General features: G+C 64.5%; 20 protein-coding genes and 1 other RNA gene. 10 read left to right on the top strand and 11 right to left on the bottom strand.

Annotation, left to right across the window (positions count from 1 at the left end; genetic code table 11):
* Nucleotides 1–11 precede the first annotated feature (11 nt).
* Together PD284_RS23170 and PD284_RS23165 are read left to right on the top strand one after the other, a co-directional pair.
* Entirely contained in the window at nucleotides 12–362 is a 351-nt protein-coding gene (locus tag PD284_RS23170; RefSeq protein ID WP_274630468.1) for a MarR family winged helix-turn-helix transcriptional regulator, read from the top strand.
* 2 nt (nucleotides 363–364) lie between these two features.
* Entirely contained in the window at nucleotides 365–1,219 is an 855-nt protein-coding gene (locus PD284_RS23165; RefSeq protein WP_274630467.1) for a C40 family peptidase, read from the top strand.
* A 22-nt stretch (nucleotides 1,220–1,241) separates the two neighbouring features.
* Here PD284_RS23165 and PD284_RS23160 read toward each other — a convergent pair whose 3' ends face one another.
* The 9 genes from PD284_RS23160 to PD284_RS23120 form a co-directional block, all read right to left on the bottom strand.
* Nucleotides 1,242–2,192, bottom strand: coding sequence for a 2-hydroxyacid dehydrogenase (locus tag PD284_RS23160; RefSeq protein WP_274630466.1), 951 nt, complete (start codon nucleotides 2,190–2,192; stop codon nucleotides 1,242–1,244).
* A 16-nt stretch (nucleotides 2,193–2,208) separates the two neighbouring features.
* The gene (locus tag PD284_RS23155) at nucleotides 2,209–3,837 is read right to left on the bottom strand and encodes an ABC transporter ATP-binding protein (protein ID WP_274630465.1); all 1,629 of its coding nucleotides are present in this window, start codon (nucleotides 3,835–3,837) and stop codon (nucleotides 2,209–2,211) included.
* Nucleotides 3,834–4,223 (bottom strand): type II toxin-antitoxin system VapC family toxin, encoded by a 390-nt coding sequence (locus tag PD284_RS23150; RefSeq protein WP_274630464.1) that lies wholly within the window; start codon nucleotides 4,221–4,223, stop codon nucleotides 3,834–3,836. The genes PD284_RS23155 and PD284_RS23150 overlap by 4 nt, the downstream gene beginning before the upstream one ends.
* Nucleotides 4,220–4,468: a type II toxin-antitoxin system VapB family antitoxin gene (locus PD284_RS23145; protein ID WP_274630463.1), complete on the bottom strand. Its 249-nt coding sequence runs from the start codon at nucleotides 4,466–4,468 to the stop codon at nucleotides 4,220–4,222. Before PD284_RS23145 ends, PD284_RS23150 begins: the two co-directional genes overlap by 4 nt.
* Nucleotides 4,469–4,518: 50 nt before the next feature.
* Nucleotides 4,519–5,634 (bottom strand): ABC transporter permease, encoded by a 1,116-nt coding sequence (locus PD284_RS23140; RefSeq protein ID WP_274630741.1) that lies wholly within the window; start codon nucleotides 5,632–5,634, stop codon nucleotides 4,519–4,521.
* Between the two features lie 32 nt (nucleotides 5,635–5,666).
* Nucleotides 5,667–6,767, bottom strand: a complete 1,101-nt coding sequence (locus tag PD284_RS23135) for a microcin C ABC transporter permease YejB (RefSeq protein ID WP_274630462.1) — start codon at nucleotides 6,765–6,767, stop codon at nucleotides 5,667–5,669.
* Nucleotides 6,768–6,875: 108 nt separating this feature from the next.
* Nucleotides 6,876–8,744 carry an extracellular solute-binding protein gene (locus tag PD284_RS23130; RefSeq protein WP_274630461.1) on the bottom strand — a complete coding sequence of 623 codons (1,869 nt, stop codon included), beginning with the start codon at nucleotides 8,742–8,744 and terminating at the stop codon, nucleotides 6,876–6,878.
* A complete protein-coding gene (locus PD284_RS23125) occupies nucleotides 8,744–10,666 on the bottom strand; it encodes an extracellular solute-binding protein (RefSeq protein ID WP_274630460.1) in 1,923 nt (640 codons plus the stop codon). The genes PD284_RS23130 and PD284_RS23125 overlap by 1 nt, the downstream gene beginning before the upstream one ends.
* Nucleotides 10,667–10,812: 146 nt before the next feature.
* Nucleotides 10,813–11,538, bottom strand: a complete 726-nt coding sequence (locus PD284_RS23120; RefSeq protein ID WP_274630459.1) for a c-type cytochrome — start codon at nucleotides 11,536–11,538, stop codon at nucleotides 10,813–10,815.
* Nucleotides 11,539–11,734: 196 nt separating this feature from the next.
* On the opposite strand from PD284_RS23120, the gene PD284_RS23115 reads away from it, so the two are divergent.
* Both PD284_RS23115 and PD284_RS23110 read left to right on the top strand, forming a co-directional pair.
* The gene (locus PD284_RS23115; RefSeq protein WP_274630740.1) at nucleotides 11,735–12,463 is read left to right on the top strand and encodes a 3-deoxy-manno-octulosonate cytidylyltransferase; all 729 of its coding nucleotides are present in this window, start codon (nucleotides 11,735–11,737) and stop codon (nucleotides 12,461–12,463) included.
* A gap of 10 nt (nucleotides 12,464–12,473) precedes the next feature.
* The gene (locus PD284_RS23110; protein WP_274630458.1) at nucleotides 12,474–13,337 is read left to right on the top strand and encodes a prephenate dehydratase; all 864 of its coding nucleotides are present in this window, start codon (nucleotides 12,474–12,476) and stop codon (nucleotides 13,335–13,337) included.
* A 33-nt stretch (nucleotides 13,338–13,370) separates the two neighbouring features.
* Here the strand turns inward: PD284_RS23110 and nudC are convergent, their stop codons facing one another.
* The gene (nudC, locus tag PD284_RS23105; RefSeq protein ID WP_274630457.1) at nucleotides 13,371–14,312 is read right to left on the bottom strand and encodes an NAD(+) diphosphatase; all 942 of its coding nucleotides are present in this window, start codon (nucleotides 14,310–14,312) and stop codon (nucleotides 13,371–13,373) included.
* 29 nt (nucleotides 14,313–14,341) lie between these two features.
* On the bottom strand, nucleotides 14,342–14,761 hold the full coding sequence (locus PD284_RS23100) for an HIT domain-containing protein (protein ID WP_274630456.1): 420 nt from the start codon (nucleotides 14,759–14,761) through the stop codon (nucleotides 14,342–14,344).
* Nucleotides 14,762–14,944: 183 nt separating this feature from the next.
* On the opposite strand from PD284_RS23100, the gene ffs reads away from it, so the two are divergent.
* From ffs to PD284_RS23070, 6 genes are all read left to right on the top strand, one after another.
* An RNA gene (ffs, locus tag PD284_RS23095) (signal recognition particle sRNA small type) lies at nucleotides 14,945–15,042 on the top strand.
* 108 nt (nucleotides 15,043–15,150) lie between these two features.
* Nucleotides 15,151–16,995, top strand: coding sequence for a DNA polymerase III subunit gamma/tau (locus tag PD284_RS23090; RefSeq protein ID WP_274630455.1), 1,845 nt, complete (start codon nucleotides 15,151–15,153; stop codon nucleotides 16,993–16,995).
* 9 nt (nucleotides 16,996–17,004) lie between these two features.
* Nucleotides 17,005–17,328, top strand: coding sequence for a YbaB/EbfC family nucleoid-associated protein (locus tag PD284_RS23085; protein ID WP_274630454.1), 324 nt, complete (start codon nucleotides 17,005–17,007; stop codon nucleotides 17,326–17,328).
* 288 nt (nucleotides 17,329–17,616) lie between these two features.
* Nucleotides 17,617–18,564, top strand: coding sequence for a cell wall hydrolase (locus PD284_RS23080; RefSeq protein WP_274630453.1), 948 nt, complete (start codon nucleotides 17,617–17,619; stop codon nucleotides 18,562–18,564).
* Nucleotides 18,565–18,642: 78 nt separating this feature from the next.
* Entirely contained in the window at nucleotides 18,643–19,248 is a 606-nt protein-coding gene (recR, locus tag PD284_RS23075; RefSeq protein WP_274630452.1) for a recombination mediator RecR, read from the top strand.
* A 228-nt stretch (nucleotides 19,249–19,476) separates the two neighbouring features.
* Nucleotides 19,477–19,935, top strand: coding sequence for a hypothetical protein (locus PD284_RS23070; protein ID WP_274630451.1), 459 nt, complete (start codon nucleotides 19,477–19,479; stop codon nucleotides 19,933–19,935).
* Nucleotides 19,936–19,957 lie beyond the last annotated feature (22 nt).

The following is a 19,957-nucleotide window of genomic DNA, read 5'->3' as shown; positions in this document are numbered from 1 at the left end:
ACGCTCCGGCCATGGGAATACAGCTGCGCCCCACGCAAGCCCTGAGGCTTTGGCAGACCGTCTCGCTGTCGGAGGTGCGGGACGACGCGCACGACCTCACGTCGCGGCAGATGGCGATCTTGCTCACCATCTATCTTGATCCGCCGCCGCACACGGTTCGCGGACTGGCGGCAGCGCTTGGCGTCACGAAACCCGTTGTGACGCGTGCTCTCGACACGATGGGGGCGCTGAAGCTGGTGTCGCGCCATCGCGATGCCGAAGATCGCCGTAATGTCCTTGTCAGGCGAACGGTCGAGGGGGCATTGTATGTGGAACGCCTGGGCGACGTCATCATCGCCAAGGCCAGGGAACTGCCGATTTGACGATGCATGACAAGCGTTTGAACGCCTTCCGGCCCGACCTGGCGGATGCACGGTTGCGCGGCAAGGTCGAGGCAGAGCGCTTTGTGACCGGGCGCGCGGCCCGCATGGTTGCGCCCGTCGCCGACCTCCGCACTGCACCCGAGACAAGGTCAGGGATGGACACCCAGCTGATAGCCGGCGACGACGTGCAGGTCTTCGAGGAAAAGGACGGCTGGGCGTGGCTGCAGGCGGAGCGCGACGGCTATGTCGGCTATGCCGACGCAAGCGCCGTCGGCGAGCGCAAATCAGATGCCACACATATCGTTTCGGTGCCGCGCACCTTCGTCTATCCGGCCCCGGATCTAAAATTCCCGCGCGTCTACGCGTTGTCGATGGGCTCGCGCGTCTGCGTCGTCGGCCAGGCCGAGACCCGTGGCACGTCCTATGCTGTTCTCGACAGCGGCGAAGCGGTGATCGCCTCGCATCTGCTGCCGACAGAGAGCCACGCGGCGGACTACGTCTCGGTCGCGGAAACGCTGATCCACACCCCGTATCTCTGGGGCGGCGCGACCGGCTTCGGCATAGACTGCTCGGGGCTGGTCCAACTCGCCTTGCGGATGACGGGGGTCAGCGTGCTTCGCGACACCGACATGCAGGCGGGCTCGATCGGAACGCTTCTGGATGTTCCCGCGGATTTCTCCGGCTTGCGGCGCGGCGACTTGGTGTTCTGGAAGGGCCATGTCGCGATCATGACCGACCCGTCCAACATGATCCACGCAAGCGGCCACACGATGCTGGTTTCGCTGGAATCGCTGCGCGATGCCATCGCCCGCATCGGGCATCTTTACGGCATGCCGGTGGCGTTCAGGCGACCGTAGAACAGTCGCCTACCCGCTCGCTTCAGTATCCCGCCGCGCGGTCCACGACGTTCTTCAGCGGTTCGCCGCGCTCGAACGCTTCCATCTGCGCCAGCAAGGACGGGACGAGGTGGTCCGGATCCGAGGTGGCCGCGGCGTGCGGGGTGATGAAGACTTTTGAATGCGTCCAAAGGGGGCTGGTCTTCGGAAGCGGCTCGGTCTCGAACACGTCGAGCGTCGCCTCCTTCAAGGTCCCGTCGTCGAGCGCCTTGAGGATGTCCGCGTCCTTCTGAAGCCTTCCCCGTCCGGCATTGATCAGCACGGCGCCGCCAAGCCCGTTGCGGCGGCGCAATTGCCTGAGCAGGTCGTAGTTGACGATGCCCGCGGTCGATGGCGTCAGCGGCAGGAGAACGACGAGGATGTCCGTGCCGTTGAGGAACGGCGCCAGCCCGTCCTCCCCGTGAAAAGTGGTCACTCCCGGCGTCGACTTGGCCCGCCGGCTCCAGCCGCTGACCTTGTAGTTGAGCGTCAGCAGCACCTTGGCGACCGCCGCGCCGAGTTCCCCAAAACCCATGATGCCGACGCTGATGTCGTTGGCCGGCTTTTGCGAAGGTTCGTGCCAGATCTTCTTCTGTTTCTGCGCACGGTAGAGGCCGCCCTGCCGGTGATGGTCGAGCACCCGCCACACGACATACTCGACCATGTACTGCGTGAGGTTGTCGGCCACCATGCGCACGATCGGTACGTCCGGCAGGCCGGGATCGTTCATGATGTGGTCGACGCCCGCGCCCAGCGAGAAGATCGCCTTGAGGTTCGGGAACCCCTTCAACTGGTTGGGCTGGTGCCTCCATACGACCGCATAGCGGATCGAGGGGTCGTTCGGGCCGTCGGGCTCCAGCGTGGTTTCTCGCCGGGCCGAGAAAAGGTCGAGCCAGCGCTGTGGATGATAACCGGAGATCGCGAGGAGGACGCGGCCGCTGGGGGTTTCCGTCATTGTTTACAGCCCCTGTCTACTCGCTCACCACGCCGACGGGCGCCGTCTCCACCTTGAAGGCCGCAGAGATCAGGGCGCGCGTGTAGTCGGTCTGCGGCCGCTCGAAAATCTGCTCGGAGGGCCCGGACTCCACGATCTGGCCGTTGCGCATGACGATCACATGATTGGCCAGCGCGCGGACCACCTTGAGGTCGTGGCTGATGAACAGGTAGGCGAGGTTGTGCTTGGCCTGCAGGCTGCGCAGCAGATCCACCACCTGCGCCTGTACGCTCATGTCGAGCGCCGAGGTCGGCTCATCCAGCATGACGAATTTCGGATTGAGCACCATGGCGCGCGCGATCGCGATGCGCTGCCGCTGGCCGCCGGAGAATTCGTGCGGGTAGCGGAATCGTGTCTCGGGATCGAGGCCCACCTCCTTCAGCACGGCCACCACCTTGTCGTCGCGGTCGTCTGCCGACAGCTTGGGCTCGTGGATCTTCAGTCCTTCCTCGATGATCTCGGCGACCGACATGCGCGGGCTGAGCGAGCCGTACGGATCCTGGAAGACGATCTGCAACTCGCGCCTGAGCGGCCGCATGTCGGTGAAGGAGAGCTTGTCGATGTCCCGGCCCTCGAAGTCGATGCGGCCGGTGGACGAGATCATGCGGGAGAGGGCAAGGCCCAGCGTCGTCTTGCCCGAGCCGGATTCGCCGACAACGCCGAGCGTCTGGCCGGCCGCCACCCTGACGTCGATGCCGTCGACGGCCTTCACGTGGCCGACCGTCTTGCGCATGAAGCCGCGCTTGATCGGGAACCAGACCTTTATGTCCTGCCCCTTCATCACCGTTTTCGCATCCGGATCGGGGACAGGCTGGCGTCCCTTGGGCTCGGCTGCGAGGAGGTGGCGCGTGTATTCGTGCTGGGGATTGCGGAAAAGCTCTTCGGTCGGTCCGCTTTCCACGATCTTGCCCTTCTTCATCACGCAGACGCGGTCGGCGACCTTGCGCACGATGCCGAGGTCATGGGTGATGAACAGCATCGACATGCCGTTCTTTCCCTTGAGCCCCGCGAGGAGTTCCAGGATCTGCGCCTGGACGGTGACGTCGAGCGCGGTCGTCGGCTCGTCGGCGATGAGCAGTTGCGGCTCGTTGGCGAGCGACATGGCGATCATCACGCGCTGCCGCTGGCCGCCGGAAAGTTGGTGCGGATAGGCGCCCAGGCGGCTTTCGGGATCGCGGATGCCGACCTCCTTGAGGAGTTCCAGCGTGCGCGCTCGCGCTTGGCGGTCGCCCATCGCCTGGTGCAGCTTCAGCACCTCGACGATCTGCTGCTCGATCGTGTGCAGCGGATTGAGCGAGGTCATGGGCTCCTGGAAGATCATGGTGATCTTGTTGCCGCGCACCTTGCGCAGCTCGCGCTCGTCCAGGCTGAGCAGATCCTGGCCGCCGAACATGATCTGGCCAGACGGGTGGCTGGCGGCCGGATACTGCAGGAGTTTCAGAACCGACAGCGCCGAGACAGACTTGCCGGAACCCGATTCCCCGACCAGCGCGACCGTCTCTCCCTTGTCGATGTCGAAGGAAATGCGGTCGACCGCGGTTGTCGTCTTGCCGCCTTGCGTGAAGGCGACGGAGAGGTCGCGGACGGAGAGGAGGGGAGAGGTCAAAGCGCGGCGTCCACGTCCGTCTTTCGAAAATCGTCGCCCTTGAAGAGCAATGGTTCGCTGCGCGCCTTAGACAGGGCATAGGCGAAGCAGTCGCCGAGGTTCAGCTTAGCCGGATGGCTGCCCTTGCCGAACGTTTGATAGGCTTCGCGGGCAAGGCGCGTCTGATGGATCGACGGTGGCAATATCTTGATGCCACTGACACGCATGATGTCATCGAGAGCCTTCGCCGTTGCCTTGCCTTGCTTGTCCGCCCTGATGGCAGCTTCCACGAAGTTGATGGGGGAAATCAGCAGATCCTCCAGTTCGTCGGCTATGGCACGGCTGAACCTGTCTGCGTCGGGTTCATCAAGCACAATGGAGAGCAGCGCGGACGCATCGACGATCATGCAGGCAACCCATCGTCGTCATAAAGGTCGGAGTGATCGCTCGTCACGCCGGGGGGCGCAGGCGGCAACTTGGAGACGATCTCCTTGATGCGCTGATATCGATACTCTCTCTCGGCGTGCCGATGTATGCGCATCAGCTGATCTTCGAGAGCCTTTTCCACCGCCGCAGTCATACTCAGCCCGGTTTCACGGGCGAGGTCGCGTGCCAGCTGATGGGCTCGCTCGCTCTTGATGTTAAGGCTCATTGTGGCCTCCATGGTAGAAAATCGCTGAAGTTTATACCATACTCGTCGCATCACCTGAAGGTTTTCCGCGGGTCGAAGGCGTCGCGCGTCGCCTCGCCGACGAAGATAAGCAGCGACAGCATCAGCGAGATCACCACGAAGCCGGAGATGCCGAGCCACGGCGCGTTGAGGTTGCGCTGGCCCTGGCGAAGAAGTTCGCCGAGCGACGCGGAGCCGGGCGGCAGGCCGAAGCCGAGGAAGTCGAGCGAGGTGAGCGTGGTGATGGAGCCGTTGAGGATGAAGGGCAGGAAAGTGAGCGTCGCCACCATGGCGTTCGGCAGAAGGTGGCGGAACATGATGGTGCGGTTGGGCACGCCCAGCGCCCGCGCCGCGTTCACATATTCGAAGTTGCGCGCCCGCAGGAACTCGGCCCGCACCACCCCGACGAAGCCGACCCAGGAGAACAGGAGCATGATGCCGAGCAGGATGAAGAAGCCCGGCGGCAGCACGGCGGCGATGATCAGGATCAGGTAGAGTACGGGGATCGACGTCCAGATCTCGATGAAGCGCTGCAGGAGGAGGTCGGTCCAGCCGCCGAAATAGCCCTGCACGGCGCCGGCCGAGACGCCGATGACGGCGGAGGCGATCGTCAGGACCAGCCCGAACAGCACCGAGACGCGGAAGCCGTAGATGACGCGGGCCAGCACGTCGCGCGCCTGGTCGTCGGTGCCCAGCCAATTCCAGTTGCCGACGACGCAGTTCGGGTCGTCGACGCCCTGCGCGTAGCGCGAGCAGCGCTCTTCCTTGGTGTAGCGCCAGCTCGGTTTGGCGGGAGCCGCTTCCGGGATCTCGTTGTTGACGGTGCGATACGAGTAGCGGACGGGCGGCCAGATGAGCCACCCGTTGGCCTTGATCTCCTCCTGGATAAAGGGATCTCGGTAATCGGTGATCGCCAGGAAGCCGCCGAACTTCTCCTCCGGATAGTCGACGATCGTCGGGAACAGGATCTCGCCCTTGTAGGAGGCGAGGATGGGCCTGTCATTCGCGAGGAACTCCGAGAACATGGAAAGGACGAACAGGACGAGGAAGATCCAGAGCGACCAGTAGCCGCGCCGGTTCGCCTTGAAATTCTGCCAGCGGCGCTGGTTGAGCGGCGACAGCCAGGGCCGCACGGAGCGTTCGCGCATCTGTTCGACGTTGGCTTTCAACTGGATCTCGCTCACACGTCTCTCCGCTCGAAGTCGATGCGCGGATCGATCCAGGTGTAGATGAGGTCGGAGATCAGGCCTACGAACAGGCCGAGCAGCGAGAAGATGTAGAGATTGGCGAACACGACCGGATAGTCGCGGTCGAGCACGGAGCGGAAGCCGAGCAGGCCGAGCCCGTCGAGCGAAAAAATGTTCTCGATGAGCAGCGAGCCGGTGAAGAAGGCCGAGATGAAGGCGCCCGGAAAGCCGGCGATGACGATCAGCATGGCGTTGCGGAAGACGTGCCCGTAGAGCACACGGCCCTCCGACAGGCCCTTGGCGCGCGCCGTCACCACATACTGCTTTCGGATCTCGTCGAGGAACGAGTTTTTCGTCAGCAGCGTCGTCGTGGCGAAGGCCGACAGCACCATCGCCGTCAGCGGCAGGGCGAGGTGCCAGAAATAGTCGAGGATGCGGTCGGGCCAGGACATCTGCGACCAGTTCTCCGAGGTGAGCCCGCGCAGCGGGAACCAGTCGAGGAAGGAGCCGCCCGCAAACAGCACCATCAGCATGATGGCGAAGAGGAACCCAGGGATGGCGTAGCCGACGATGACGATGCCGCTGGTCCAGATGTCGAAGGCGGAGCCGTCATTGACGGCCTTGCGGATGCCGAGCGGGATCGAGATCAGGTAGGACAGCAGGGTGATCCAAAGGCCGAGCGAGATCGACACCGGCATCTTCTCGATGATCAGGTCCAAGACCGAGATGTCGCGAAAATAGCTCTCGCCGAAGTCGAAGCGGGCGTAGTCCCACAACATCTTGCCGAAGCGCTCCAGCGGCGGCTTGTCGAAGCCGAACTGCTGTTCGAGTTTTGCGATGAACTCGGGGTCGAGCCCCTGCGCGCCGCGGTATTTTGACGAGCCTTCGCCCATGGCGTCGAAATTGCCGCCGCCGGCATCCGCGCCGCCTCCGGAAATGCGTTCGCCGGCGTCGCCGCCCTGGCCGGTCAGCTTCGCGATGACTTGCTCGACCGGTCCGCCCGGAGCGAACTGGATCACCGCGAACGAGATCGCCATGATCCCGAGGATGGTCGGGATCATCAGCAGGATGCGGCGGAGGATATAGGCGGCCATCAGGCGAGATCCTGCATCATTGGTCGCCCGGCAGTCCTGTTGCGCACCGGGCGTTCATCGCTCGAAGAGCCAAATCGTTGGCTTCTCGCCTGCCTTGCAGAACGCTCTTCACCCTTTCCCAATCGCCTTTGCCTTCTCCTTGTCGAACCACCACAGCGTTTCGATCGCGAATGCATAGTCGGGCTTGGGCTCCTTGAAGCCGAACATGTCCCAGAAGGCCACCCGGTGATTCGCCGAATACCAACTTGGAATCCAGTCGAGCCGCGCGCGCAAGACCCGGTCGAGCGCGTTGAGCACCGTAATGAGCTGTTGGCGGCTGGTGACCTCGTCGATCGCGTCGACCAGCGCGTCGATGGCCGGATCGGTGGTGCCCGTGAGGTTGCGCGATCCCGGCAGGGTTGCCGACTTCGAGTGAAAAATCCCGTCCATGCCCTCCCGCGTCGGGGTCGGGCTGAACAGCAGCGCCATGCCGATCATGTCGAAGTCGAAGTCGGCCTGGCGCGCCTGGTGCTGCGCCGAATCGACGACGCGCATGGAGGCGTCGAAACCGATCGCCTTCAGGCTTTCGACCCAGGGCGAATAGATGCGCACAAAACCCTCGTCGTCGACGAGTATCTCCAGCTTGAAGGCTTCGCCCTTGTCGTTGCGGAAGACCCGGCCCTCCGGCTTCCAGCCGGCTTCCGCCATCAGCCGGCGCGCCTCGCCGAGCAGCTTGCGGTCGCGGCCGCTGCCGTCGGACGAGGGCAAGCTGTACGCCTCGCCGAACACCTCTGGCGGCAGCTTGTCGCGCAGGGGCTCCAGCAACTTCAGCTCATCGGCGGTAGGCGTTCCGCTGGCCTTGAATTCCGACCGCTCGAAGCAGGACTGCGAGCGCTCGTAGAGCCCGTAGAACAGCGCCTTGTTGGTCCATTCGAAATCGAAGCAGAGCGCGATCGCCCGCCGCACGCGCTGGTCCTGGAAGCGCTCGCGCCTGAGATTGACGGCGATCGCCTGCATGGCGGGCCGCTTCTCCGACGGGAACTCGCGCTTGACCACCTTGCCGGCGGTGATGGCCGGGAAATCGTAGGCCGTCGCCCACAGCCGCGAGGTGGCCTCCTCGCGGAACAGCACCTCGCCCTTCTTGAAGGCTTCGAAAGCTGCCTGGCGGTCGCCGTAGAACTCCACCCTAAGCTTGTCGAAGTTATAGATGCCGCGGTTCACCGGCAGGTCGCGGCCCCAATAGTCGGGCACGCGCTCGTAATCGATGGTCTGGCCGGGATTGACGAGCCCCACCTTGTAGGGTCCGGAGCCGAGCGGTGGCTCAAGCCGCGAACTGTCGAATGGGACCTTCTCGAAATGCGCCTTGGACAGGATCGGAAACGTCGCGACGTCGAGAATGGTGCGGTCGGATTGCTCGCCGGAGAAGGTGAGGCGGAAGGTATGGGCATCCACCGCCGCTGCCTCGGTCATCTCACGCAGCGGCAGCGACAATTCGGGATGGCCGTGTTCCTTGAGCGTCCTGTAGGTGAACGCAACGTCCTCGGCGGTCAGCGGCGATCCGTCGTGAAATTTTGCCTCTGGACGCAGCGCGAACTCAAAACTGTTGCGGTCAGGCGAGATGGTGACCGTCTTCGCCACCAGCCCGTAGATGGAGTCCGGCTCGTCCATCGCGCTGACCATCAGCGCGTCGAAGCAGATCTCCATGCGGGGCGGTGCATCGCCCTTCGGGACAAAGCTGTTCAGCGTGTTGAAGGTGTATGGATTCTGGTTGTAGAGCCATTGCGACGGGCCGTAGCGAAAGGTTCCGCCCTTGGGCGCGTCGGCGTTCACATAATCGAAGTGTTGGAAGTCGGGCCCGTACTTCAGTTCGCCGAAGGCGGAGAGGCCGTGCAGGGGCGCCCCGGTCGCGCTTCTGGCGATGCCTGTCGCAGGCAACAGGGGCGCCGCCAGCACGGCACCCGAACCGGCCAGGAACAACCGCCTGCTGAGCGCCGCCATTAGTTGCCGCCCTTGTATTTGGCGGCCAGCGCGGCTTCCTTTGCGGGATCAATCCACCAGGAGTCGGTGTCCGGGCCGATGTAGTCGGGCTGCTTGTCGGGAATGCCGAACTTGTTCCAGTAGGCGAGCCAGACCACAGCGCGGTGATACTGCGGCACCACGTAAAAATTCCACAGCAGCACGCGGTCGAGCGCGTTCGTCGCCGCCACCAGCTCCTCGCGGTCCTTGGCGAAGATCACCTTGTCGATGAGGGCATCCACGACCGGGTTCTTGATGCCGGAGAGGTTGCGGGAGCCCGGCGTGTCGGCGGCCCTCGAGGACCAGAAGTCGCGCTGCTCGTTGCCGGGCGAGTCGGACTGCGCCAGAACCGTCGTCAGCATGTCGAAGTCGAAATTGTTGACGCGGTTGACGTACTGGCTGGGGTCGACGATGCGCAGCGTCGCCTTTATCCCGATCTTCTTCAACTGGTTGATGTAGGGGTTCGAGATCACCTCGTCGGTGTCGTTGTTGCCGAGTATCTCGATGGTGAACGGTTCTCCCGTCTTCTGGTTGGTCATCGTGCCGTTCTGGATCTTCCAGCCGGCTTCCGCGAAGAGCTTCACGATCTCGCGCAGATGCGCGCGCTCCGGCTGGGGCGGATTTGCCGGGGCGGGATCTGCCTGTGGCTGACCGGTCTTGGGTTGCTCGTAGACCGGCAGCTTGTATTCGGTGGTGAACACTTCCGGCGGAAGCTTGTCCTTATGCTCGCTGAGGATTTCCAGCTCGCGGCCCTTCGGCAACCCGCTCGAGGCGAGTTCGCTGCCGACGAAGTAGCTGCTGGTGCGGGTGTTGAAGCCGTAGAAGATGGTCCGGTTCATCGTCTCGAAGTCGAACGCGTAGGTCAGCGCCTGCCGGACCTTCGGCTCCTGGAATTTTGGCCGCCGCATGTTCATGACGAAGCCCTGCATCGAGGCGCGGGATTTTGCGGCGAACTCCTTCTTGACGACGTCGCCTGCCGTGAAGGCGGGGAAATTGTAGTAGGTCGCCCAGCGGCGCGAGCTGTTTTCGGGATGGATGTCCTCGAAGCCGCCCTTGGTGAAGGCCTGCCACGCGGCGTTGTCGTCCTGGATGTAGACGTAGCGGCGCTTGTCGAAGTTCTCGCGGCCGATCTTCACCGGCAGCTTCGCGCCCCAATAGTCGGGCACCCGCTCCCAGACGATCTCCTGCCCGGGCTTGAAACTGGCGATCCTGTAGGCGGCGGAGCCCAGCGGGGCCTCCAGCGTCGGCTGCGAGATGTCGCGCTTCTTGCCGCTCGCATCCGTTCCCTCCCACCAGTGCTTGGGGAGGATCGCAAGGTCGCCGAGGATCTTGGGCAACTCGCGGTTGCCCTTCTGGTCGAAGCGGAATTCGACCTCGCGGTCGTTGAGCGCCACCGCCTCGGTGACGTTCTCGTAGTAGCGGTTGTACATCGGGCTGTTGGCCTTCAGCACGTTGAACGACCAAACCACGTCGTCGACCGTGATCGGCTTGCCGTCATGCCATTTCGCCGCCGGGTTCAGCCGGTAGGTGGCGGAGGAATAGTCGTCCGGGAACTTGTAGGCGTCGGCGACCAGCGGGTGGCTGACGCTCGGTTCGTCGATCGCCTGTTCCATCAGCGTGTCATAGAGCAGCCCACCGCCGAATTGCGCGAAGCCTGCGCCTGGCGAGCCGCGCACGATATAGGGATTGAAGCTGTCGAAGGAGCCGGTGGCGACCGAGTTCAGCGTTCCGCCCTTGGGCGCATCCGGATTGACGTGGTCGTAGCGCTGGAAATTCTGGCCGTATCTGGACTCGCCCATGAGCGAGGAGGTGGTCTGCCACTCCTGTGCGCCTGCCAGCATCGTGCCCGCCGCGATCGCGCCGGCGGCAAGGGCAATGCGCGTCGCCGTGAATGAAATCGCCATCCTGCTCCTCTTCGATGGGGGTCTTGCCGGATCCATGTCGGCATAGGACCCTTGCGGGACACCTGCGAACCGGTGCTTCCGGCGTCTCATAGCAAAAAAGCCGGGCAGAGCCCGGCTTTTTCATGGTCTCGAAGATTACATTTTTGTCACTGGGCCGGCGCCGGCTCGGCGGGAGCGGCGGGAGCCTGCTCGGCTGGGGCGGCCGGAGCGGTTTCCGCAGGAGCCGCGGGAGCCTCTGCAGGCGCGGCCGGAGCAGCCTCGGCCGGCGCGCTGGCGCCCTCGGCCGGCGGCGTCTCGCCGGTGGCGGCGGCGGGGGTGGCCTCGGCGGTCGGCAGCGGCGCCGGACTATCCGACAGCGTGCGCAGGTAGGCGATCAGGTTGGCGCGCTCGTCGGGCTTCTTGACGCCCGCAAAGCCCATCGCCGTGCCCTTGATGTAGCCCTTCGGCGAATTCAGGAAGTGGTCGAGGTGGTCATAGTCCCAGACCACCGAACCGCCCTGCGCGAAATCCTTCATCGGGGTGGAGTAGGCGAAGCCTTCATGAGACGCGATCGGGCGGTTGACGACGTTCCAGAGATTGGGGCCGACCTTGTTGGCGCCGCCATTCTCGGTGGTGTGGCACGCGGCGCACTTCTTGAAGACCGTGGCGCCGGCCTCGGCGTTCGCGCTGGCGAGCAAGGTCGCGATCGACACGGCTTCGGCGCCGCCTGCGGCTTCCCCGCCGGCTTCCGCCTCGGCGACCTCGATGGCGAAGCCGGGCTTTTCCGGCACGGGCGCAGCAAAAATCGAATCGGAAATGATGGCGATCGAGAACACGACGAACACCGTGCCAAGCAGGGCGCCGATTACTTTGTTGAATTCAAAAGAGTCCATGCGCCCCCGACGCTCCGTTATCTCCGGCGATGCCGGCTGAAAGTGCCACCCGAACCAACCGCCGAGGCGTCCATGTCAAGGCGCGGCAAACCGCGCGGAAACTAGGTCTTTTGCTTCACCCTTGCAACACTTATAAGGGCCCTTTCCGTGAGACGTTTTGACACCTTCCGAACGCAATTCCGACCGCCTGAACATCATGTCGACACTCGTGCTCATCCCCGCCCGCATGGCCTCAACGCGCCTGCCGGGCAAGCCTCTCGCCGACATCGCCGGCGCTCCGATGATCGTGCACGTGGCGCGGCGGGCGAGCGAGAGCGGGCTCGGCCGCGTCGTGGTGGCGACGGATACGCAAGAGGTGGCCGATGCCGTGCGCCAGCACGGGTTTGAGGCCGTCATGACCGGCGCGCATCATCAGTCCGGTTCCGACCGCATCTTCCAGGCGCTGCAGAGCCTCGATCCGGTGGGGCAGGTCGAAACCATCGTCAACGTGCAGGGCGATCTGCCTACCATCGAGCCTGAGCTGATCCGCGCCTCCGTTGCGCCGCTGGAGGAGGCGGCCGTGGACATCGCCACGCTCGGCGTCGAAATCACCCGCGACGAGGAGCGCGTGAATCCCAACGTCGTCAAGATCGTGGGATCGCCGCTTTCCGCCTCGCGCCTTCGCGCTCTTTATTTCACCCGCGCCACGGCCCCCTGGGGCGACGGGCCGCTCTATCACCACATCGGGCTCTACGCCTATCGCCGCTCCGCGCTGGAGCGCTTCGTGTCGCTTGCGCCCTCCACTCTCGAGCAGCGCGAACGCCTGGAGCAGCTTCGTGCATTGGAGGGGGGAATGCGAATCGACGCCGAGATCGTGAGCTCGGTGCCGCTCGGCGTGGATACGCCGGAAGATCTCGAGCGCGCACGCACGATGCTTGCCTCCTAGGACATAGAGAATGACGCAGAAGACGAACCGCATCTCCTTCCAGGGCGAGCCCGGCGCAAATTCGGACACCGCCTGCCGCAACATGTTCCCGAGCATGGAGCCGCTGCCCTGTCCGACCTTCGAGGACGCCTTCAACGCGGTCGAGACCGGCAAGGCCGATCTCGCCATGATCCCGATCGAGAACACGATTGCTGGCCGCGTCGCCGACATCCACCACATCCTGCCGGAATCGAAGCTCCACATCGTCGGCGAGTATTTTCTGCCGATCCATTTCCAGTTGATGGTGCTGAAGGGCGTCGACCGCAAAGAGATCAAGACCGTCCACAGCCACATCCACGCGCTCGGCCAGTGCCGCAAATACATCCGCAAGAACGGCTGGAAGCCGATGGTTGCGGGCGACACCGCCGGTGCGGCCAAGTTGGTCGCCGAGGTCGGCGACCGCAGCATGGCGGCGCTGGCTCCGCGGCTCGCCGCCGATCTCTACGGGCTCGACATCATCGAGGAGAATGTCGAGGACACCGACAGCAACGTCACCCGCTTCGTCGTCCTGACCAAGAGCAAGCAGTGGGTCGAGCTTCCGTCGCCCGACGCCAAGATGATGACCACTTTCATCTTCCGGGTGCGCAACGTGCCTGCAGCGCTCTACAAGGCGATGGGCGGTTTCGCGACCAACGGCGTCAACATGACCAAGCTGGAGAGCTACCAGCTGGGCGCCTTCACGGCGACGCTGTTCTACGCCGACATCGAGGGCCATCCCGAGGACGTCGGCGTGAAGAACGCTCTCGAAGAGCTGCGCTTCTTCTCCAAGGAGATACGCATCCTCGGCGTCTATCCGCGAAGCGATTCCCGCGAGGAATGGAACGTCGCGGACTGATCGGCGCCCGGCGCACGAGTCTCGCGGCGCAGATCAGTCGCTCTCGGCCCAGTTGCGGATGAGCTGGCTGGCGATTGCCGCGCGGGGCGGCACGATGATGCCGTCGGGATGCCTGCCTTCCAGCGCAGCCCAAACTTCGTCGCGCGAAAACCAGCGGCAGGCTTCGAGCTCGGTCATGTCGGCGTTGATGTCCTCGTTCAGCGCCTCGCCGTAGCAGCCGATCATCAGCGAGTAGGGGAACGGCCAGGGCTGGCTGGCGTGATAGGCGACGCGGCCGAGGCGGATGCCGGATTCCTCGAAGGTCTCGCGACGCACGGCGTTTTCGATGGTCTCGCCCGGTTCGATGAACCCTGCCAGCGCGGAAAACATGCCCGGCGCGAAATGCGGGCTCCGGCCGAGCAGGCAGCGGTCCCTGGTGACCGCGAGCATGATGGCGACAGGATCGGTGCGCGGAAAATGTTCGGCGTTGCAGTTCGGGCACTGGCGCTTGTAGCCGCCGATGCGCATTTCGCTGCGCGTCCCGCACCGGCTGCAGAAAGCGTGGCTGGCGTGCCAGGCCAACAGCGATGCCCCCTGCGCCAGCGCGCCGAGGGCGGCCGGGTCGATCAGCCCCTGCACGTTGATCGAGCGGTAGTCGATCGCCTTGACGCCGTCGGGCAGCGCGTCGGGCTCCAGTCCGCCGGGTGCGGCAATGATCGGCCCATCCGCATCGACGCCGAGAAGCACGGCGCCTGCGAGGTCGGCGCGCATTGCCTCGGCCCCTGCGAGATCGAAGTACGGATCGAACGCTGCGCCGTCGAGCTTCAGGTAACAGCGGCCGCCGCGCATGAGCATCAGCCTCGCGGAGGGATCGGCCAGCGCCCTCGTCGTGGCGTCGTCGCTGCGGTGCTCGGCCTGTCGGTCTATGCGGTTGCCGCCGAAGCCGACGAATTGGCTCGGCTCCTGGAGTGGCGCGTCAAATAGGGCGAATGTCATGGAAGCTCTGGGAAGTGACGCGCCGGCGACTAAAGGGACGTGCGGATCGTTTCTGAAAAGCGGTGGAGGTCGGAGGGGCGGTAGGGCTCACGCAGGCCGTGGCCCCAGACGGGGCCGGGCCAGCCCGGATCGCCCTCGTTGCGGGCGATGACGTGCACATGGAGCTGGCGCACGATGTTCCCGAGCGCGCCCGTATTGATCTTCGCGCAGGCGGTCGCCTTCTTCAGACCCTGCGCCACGAGATTCGTCTCGAAGGTCAGCATGGCCTGGTCGAGCGGCGTCAGGTCGTGCACCTCCTCGATGCCCGGCCGCTGGGGCACAAGGACCAGCCAGGGCCAGCGCCGATCGTTCATCGCGCGCAACTCGCACAGGCCGAGCCACATCACGTGCTCGCTGTCGGCTTCCAGCCGTCCGTCAAGTTCGAAACCGGTTTTTTTGCCCGTCAGCATGGCGTTTCCAGTCCGAATACTTGTTAGGAATGCTTGCGCTCCCGACGAAGCTAGAATGTGGTTTGGCGTCCCGCAAGCATTCATTCGCCCTCGGCTTTCCCGGATGGCGGATTCTCGCGTCATCGGGCTTCTTGGCGTCTTGCCCTCTTGCATTTCGAAAGCAGATTGCCGATATGCGACTCGGGAGGTTGGTGGTGGACGCTCCACTCGCCAACCGGGTCAGGTCCGGAAGGAAGCAGCCCTAACGAGCCCCGGAACGGGTCATTGTTCCAGCCTCCCGCCTCATCGTCCTTCATGCGGAAATGGCGCCGCCACGTTGACGGCCAGTCTCGTCATGGGCGACACTCTGGTCCTGCATCGGGCCGTGCCGTTTGGAAGAGACAGGGCGAATGAGCGACGCCGGCAGCATCGACAAGGGAAAGGCCGCCGGCGCCTACCGCGTGCTCGCGCGCAAGTACCGCCCCTCCAATTTCTCGGAACTGATCGGCCAGGAGCCGATGGTCAGGACGCTGACCAATGCCTTCGCGACCGGCCGCATCGCGCAGGCCTGGATGCTGACGGGCGTTCGTGGGGTCGGTAAAACGACCACTGCCCGCATTCTCGCGCGTGCTCTCAATTACAAGACGGAGAGCCTCAGAAAGCCGACCGTCGATCTCTCCGTGCCGGGCGAGCATTGCCAGGCGATCATGGAAGGCCGCCATGTCGACGTGATCGAGATGGACGCCGCCTCGCATACCGGCATCGACGACATCCGCGAGATCATCGAGCAGGTTCGCTATGCGCCGGTGTCCGCGCGCTACAAGGTCTACATCATCGATGAGGTGCACATGCTCTCGACGCAGGCCTTCAACGGCCTGCTGAAGACGCTCGAGGAGCCGCCGCCGCACGTCAAGTTCATCTTCGCCACCACCGAGATCCGCAAGGTCCCGATCACCATCCTGTCGCGCTGCCAGCGCTTCGACCTCCGCCGCATCCCGGCGGACGTCCTGGTCGGTCACCTGAGGAATATCGCCGCTCTCGAATCGATCGATTTCGAGGATGAGGCGCTCGCCATGATCGCACGCGCGGGCGAAGGGTCGGCGCGCGATTCGCTGTCGATCTTCGATCAGGCGATCGCCCACGGCGCAGGCAAGGTCACCGCCGAGGCGGTGCGGGCCATGCTGGGGCTCGCCGATCGCGCCCGCATCGTCGATCTGTTCGAGAAGCTGATGGTCGGCGACATCGCCGCGGCGCTCAACGAATATCGCGCGCAATACGATGTCGGCGCCGACCCGGCTGCGGTGCTGACCGATCTCGCCGAGTTCAACCATCTGGTGACGCGGCTGAAATTCGTGCCTGATGCAGCGCAGGATTCCTCGATTTCCGAGGAGGAGCGGCGGCGCGGCGTCAAATTCGCCGAAAAACTCTCCGTTCGCGTGCTGTCGCGGACATGGCAGATGCTGCTCAAGGGGATTCCCGAAGTGCAGTCCTCGAACCGTCCGGTGAGCGCCGGCGATATGGTGCTGATCCGCATCGCTCACGCCGCCGACCTGCCGACGCTCGACGAGGCGCTGAAGTCGCTGGACGATGCGCCCGACGGCGCGACGTCCGCACCGACGCGTCCGACGACGCCTTCATCCGCGCCGCCGTCCAATGGCGGCGGCCTGGCCTCGGCGGTTTCGCAAGCGCGGATGGCCTCGGCCGGCTCCGCCGCGCCCGCCATGCGGCTTGTCGAGACGCAACCGGTCGAGGAGGCCGATGCAGCGGTCGCCGCTCCGGCCCAGGCGGCGGCGCCGGCGCCGCAAGCCCTGCCGAATCCGGCGTTCAGCGGCATCCGTTCGCTTTCCGATATCGCCGAACTGGCCGACCAGAACCGCGACATGGCGTTCAAGGTTCTGGTGAAGCGCTGCGTGCGTCCGGTTCGCATCGAGCCAGGCCGCATCGACGTCAGCCTGACCGACGAAGCGCCGCGCAACCTGCTCAACGACCTCGGCACCAAGCTGCAGGCCTGGACCGGCGCGCGCTGGGTCGTTTCGCTGTCGCGCGAGGAGGGCGGCAAGACGCTCGCCGAGGAGGAGAACCACCGCCGCGAGACGGCCTTCATGGATGCGCGCAGCGACCCCGCCGTCGCCGCCATCCTGTCGCAGTTTCCCGGCTCCAAGATCATCGACGTGCGCATTCCGACCGCTGCGGAATCGGAAGGCGCGGAAACTGACGCGGCTCCCGATCCGGAGCCGGACGAAGACGACGAATAGGAGTTCGACATGAAGGACCTTCTCGGCCTGATGGGCAAGGCGAAGGAGATGCAGGCCAAGTTCCAGGCCATGCAGGAGGAGATCGCTTTGCTGGAGGCGACCGGTCAGGCCGGGGGCGGCCTCGTCAGGGTGACGCTCACCGGCAAGTTCGAGATGAAGAAGCTGGACATCGACCCCTCCCTTTTCAAGGAGGACGAGGTCGAGATCCTCGAGGACCTCATTCTCGCCGCGCACAACGACGCCAAGGTCAAGGTCGAGGAGACCATGCAGGAGAAGACCAAGGCGCTGACGGCGGGTCTTCCCATCCCGCCCGGAATGAAGCTGCCGTTCTGATTATGGCGGGCTTCGCCGGGATGCGATGCCTTCCGGCAGCAAAAATGGCGGGGCACAGCGTCTTGTTCCTCGCCCGGCCAACGGCGCGCGATCGCGCCTAAGTTCTTGTTATCCCGGACACTTCTAAAAAGGTGCCCGTGGGTCAACGAACCTTCCAGACAGATCGTACCGAAACATTAACCACGTTCGGGCCATGATTTCGCCCGAAAGCGGCTGGAACCTGCCGGCCGGGGAAATCGGAAGTCTGGAATGAATAGCTTGACGCGCGGCCCTGTGCCGAGAGTCGCCATGTTCGTCGCGCTTGTCGCGATTGCCGGCTGCACGCAGAGCGCGTCGAATGTCGGCGGCAACTTCACCAGCGCGCAGTCGATGGTGTCGCCTGGTCGCACGCATGCCTATCGTGCAAGCGCGCGGGAGCGCGAGTGCCTGGCGCGCGCCATGTTCTTCGAGTCCAACCGTTCGAGCCGCGACGGCCTGGTGGCTGTGGGTTCTGTCGTCATGAACCGCAAGGATACCGGCAAGTGGGGCGACGACATCTGCGAGGTGGTTGGCGCCAAGCGCCAGTTCGCACCGGGTGTGCTGTCGCGTCCCATGAAGTCCGAGGCGCTGCCCGACGTCATGGCCGCCGCCGACGCCGTGCTGAAGGGCGAGCGACATCCCAAGGTGCATGAGGACGTCATGTTCTTCCACACCGCGGGGCTCAAGTTCCCCTACAAGAACATGCACTACACCACCGTTGCCGGCGGCAATGCCTTCTACGAGAAGCGCAGCCGCAAACAGGACCGCCTTCCAAGGCCCGAGAACGACGTGATGCCGGGCGTCGAAACCGTGATGGTCGCCCAGGCTGAACAGCCGCCGGCCGCCCTGCCGCAGGCCGCACCCGTCGCCGTCGCCGGTCGGCCGACGCCGGAGCAGGAGGTGCAGGTCGCGTTTGCCGGCGACACGCCATCACAGAGCGGCCGTGAGACTGCGATCGTTCGGCAGGCGGCCTTCGTGGAAGAAGATGCACTCCCGGTCCATCCGGCCGTTGCGCAACTGCCTGACACCATGGCGATAACTCCCACTTCGGTGGCGGCGGTGCTCGGTGCGGCGGACGCAGGCACAATCGACGCGCCCTCGTCGGAGCGTTTCGGCGGCGATACCGTTCAGCCAGCCTATTCAAACCCGGGCAGCGGAAACGATGGCTGGAGCGACGGATCGGGAATTCTCGGCAAGCTGGTCGTCCGGTCCAACTAACGGTCGCGTCAGGCGCGACCTGCCGCCCATGGCTCCTGATCACTACTCGCGTCCTGCTATTCGATTTATAGGACATCCATGTCCAAGCGAATCGCCGGCCCCGAAATCGAGCGTCTGATCCAGCTTCTTGCCAAGGTGCCGGGGCTTGGGCCGCGCTCGGCCCGCCGCGCCGCGCTTCACCTCATCAAGAAGAAGGAAGCGCTGCTGCAGCCGCTCGCCGGCGCCATGGCCGATGCAGTCGAGCACGTGAAGGTCTGCTCGAATTGCGGCAATATCGACACCGTCGATCCCTGCACCATCTGCATCGATCCGCGCCGTGACCCTGAAATGCTGATCGTCGTGGAGGACGTCGGCGATCTTTGGGCGCTGGAGCGCGCAGGCGCCATGAATGCGCGCTTCCACGTGCTGGGCGGCACGCTGTCGCCGCTCGACGGCGTCGGCCCCGACCAGCTCAACATCGCCCGGCTGATCGCGCGCGTTGCCGAGGGCGGCATCCGTGAGGTGGTTCTCGCGGTCAACGCCACCGTCGAGGGCCAGACCACGGCACATTACATCACCGACCAGCTTTCGGATTTCGAGGTCAAGGTGACGCGGCTGGCGCATGGCGTGCCGGTCGGCGGCGAACTCGACTATCTGGACGAAGGCACTCTGGCCGCTGCGCTGAAGTCGCGGACAGCATTCTGATCGCTCCGCTTGCTCCCGGTTAAAGGGAGGTCTGCACTTGTGTGCCGAGTGTTGCACGCTGGCCAGCCCGTGTGGGCCGTTTCCGCGTTCGTTGTGTCGACCCGGCAGGGGCGACAGGGACCGGCGTTAACCCACGGCTGCAATGTGCAACCTCTGCGTCCATAAATCTGCTATCCTGTACCCGCGATCGAATGTGAGAATTCGACACCAGCCACGAGGGGAGAGCAAATGCGCTCGTTGAAATGTGGTGTTGGTATTATGCTCGTCATACTGGTCACCTCCAATTCGTCGGCGATTTCGCAGGACAGATCCGACACGTACAAACCGCGCCTCAGCGACATGATGGCTGCGATACAGGTGCGCCACTCGAAACTCTGGTATGCGGGCAGCCTGCTGAACTGGCCATTGGCCGAATATGAGCTGGAGCAGCTCGATGCCAGCCTCGAGGAGGTGGCGCGGCTCTACCCGGACATGCCCGGCGAGGGCCTCGCGGAGACCCGGAGGCTCATGACTGTCGTCGGCGAAACCGTCAAGGCCGCCAGCGTCGAGCAGTTCGAGGCGGCTTTCACCGAGCTCACCGACCGGTGCAACAGCTGTCACGTGGCGGCCGACCGCCCCTTCATCAACATCCGGAAGCCGACCTACCCGTCGCCCTACAGCAACCAACTCTTTGCACCTGAGCAGTAACGGCGCGCGTCAATCGTTCTTC

This window comes from Mesorhizobium shangrilense, from assembly GCF_028826155.1.
GTDB classification, from domain to species: domain Bacteria; phylum Pseudomonadota; class Alphaproteobacteria; order Rhizobiales; family Rhizobiaceae; genus Arvimicrobium; species Arvimicrobium flavum.
This window is presented reverse-complemented; position numbering and strand designations above follow the sequence as displayed.

Bases quoted from the DNA above. Each gene is read 5' to 3' on its own strand.
- PD284_RS23120 (WP_274630459.1), bottom strand. From the start codon at position 11,538: ATGGACTCTTTTGAATTCAACAAAGTAATCGGCGCCCTGCTTGGCACG.
- PD284_RS23110 (WP_274630458.1), top strand. From the start codon at position 12,474: ATGACGCAGAAGACGAACCGCATCTCCTTCCAGGGCGAGCCCGGCGCA.
- recR (WP_274630452.1), top strand. From the start codon at position 18,643: ATGTCCAAGCGAATCGCCGGCCCCGAAATCGAGCGTCTGATCCAGCTT.
- nudC (WP_274630457.1), bottom strand. From the start codon at position 14,312: ATGACATTCGCCCTATTTGACGCGCCACTCCAGGAGCCGAGCCAATTC.
- PD284_RS23130 (WP_274630461.1), bottom strand. From the start codon at position 8,744: ATGGCGGCGCTCAGCAGGCGGTTGTTCCTGGCCGGTTCGGGTGCCGTG.
- PD284_RS23160 (WP_274630466.1), bottom strand. From the start codon at position 2,192: ATGACGGAAACCCCCAGCGGCCGCGTCCTCCTCGCGATCTCCGGTTAT.
- PD284_RS23115 (WP_274630740.1), top strand. From the start codon at position 11,735: ATGTCGACACTCGTGCTCATCCCCGCCCGCATGGCCTCAACGCGCCTG.
- PD284_RS23090 (WP_274630455.1), top strand. From the start codon at position 15,151: ATGAGCGACGCCGGCAGCATCGACAAGGGAAAGGCCGCCGGCGCCTAC.
- PD284_RS23150 (WP_274630464.1), bottom strand. From the start codon at position 4,223: ATGATCGTCGATGCGTCCGCGCTGCTCTCCATTGTGCTTGATGAACCC.
- PD284_RS23085 (WP_274630454.1), top strand. From the start codon at position 17,005: ATGAAGGACCTTCTCGGCCTGATGGGCAAGGCGAAGGAGATGCAGGCC.
- PD284_RS23070 (WP_274630451.1), top strand. From the start codon at position 19,477: ATGCGCTCGTTGAAATGTGGTGTTGGTATTATGCTCGTCATACTGGTC.
- PD284_RS23145 (WP_274630463.1), bottom strand. From the start codon at position 4,468: ATGAGCCTTAACATCAAGAGCGAGCGAGCCCATCAGCTGGCACGCGAC.
- PD284_RS23125 (WP_274630460.1), bottom strand. From the start codon at position 10,666: ATGGCGATTTCATTCACGGCGACGCGCATTGCCCTTGCCGCCGGCGCG.
- PD284_RS23135 (WP_274630462.1), bottom strand. From the start codon at position 6,767: ATGGCCGCCTATATCCTCCGCCGCATCCTGCTGATGATCCCGACCATC.
- PD284_RS23165 (WP_274630467.1), top strand. From the start codon at position 365: ATGCATGACAAGCGTTTGAACGCCTTCCGGCCCGACCTGGCGGATGCA.
- PD284_RS23100 (WP_274630456.1), bottom strand. From the start codon at position 14,761: ATGCTGACGGGCAAAAAAACCGGTTTCGAACTTGACGGACGGCTGGAA.
- PD284_RS23170 (WP_274630468.1), top strand. From the start codon at position 12: ATGGGAATACAGCTGCGCCCCACGCAAGCCCTGAGGCTTTGGCAGACC.
- PD284_RS23140 (WP_274630741.1), bottom strand. From the start codon at position 5,634: ATGCGCGAACGCTCCGTGCGGCCCTGGCTGTCGCCGCTCAACCAGCGC.
- PD284_RS23080 (WP_274630453.1), top strand. From the start codon at position 17,617: ATGTTCGTCGCGCTTGTCGCGATTGCCGGCTGCACGCAGAGCGCGTCG.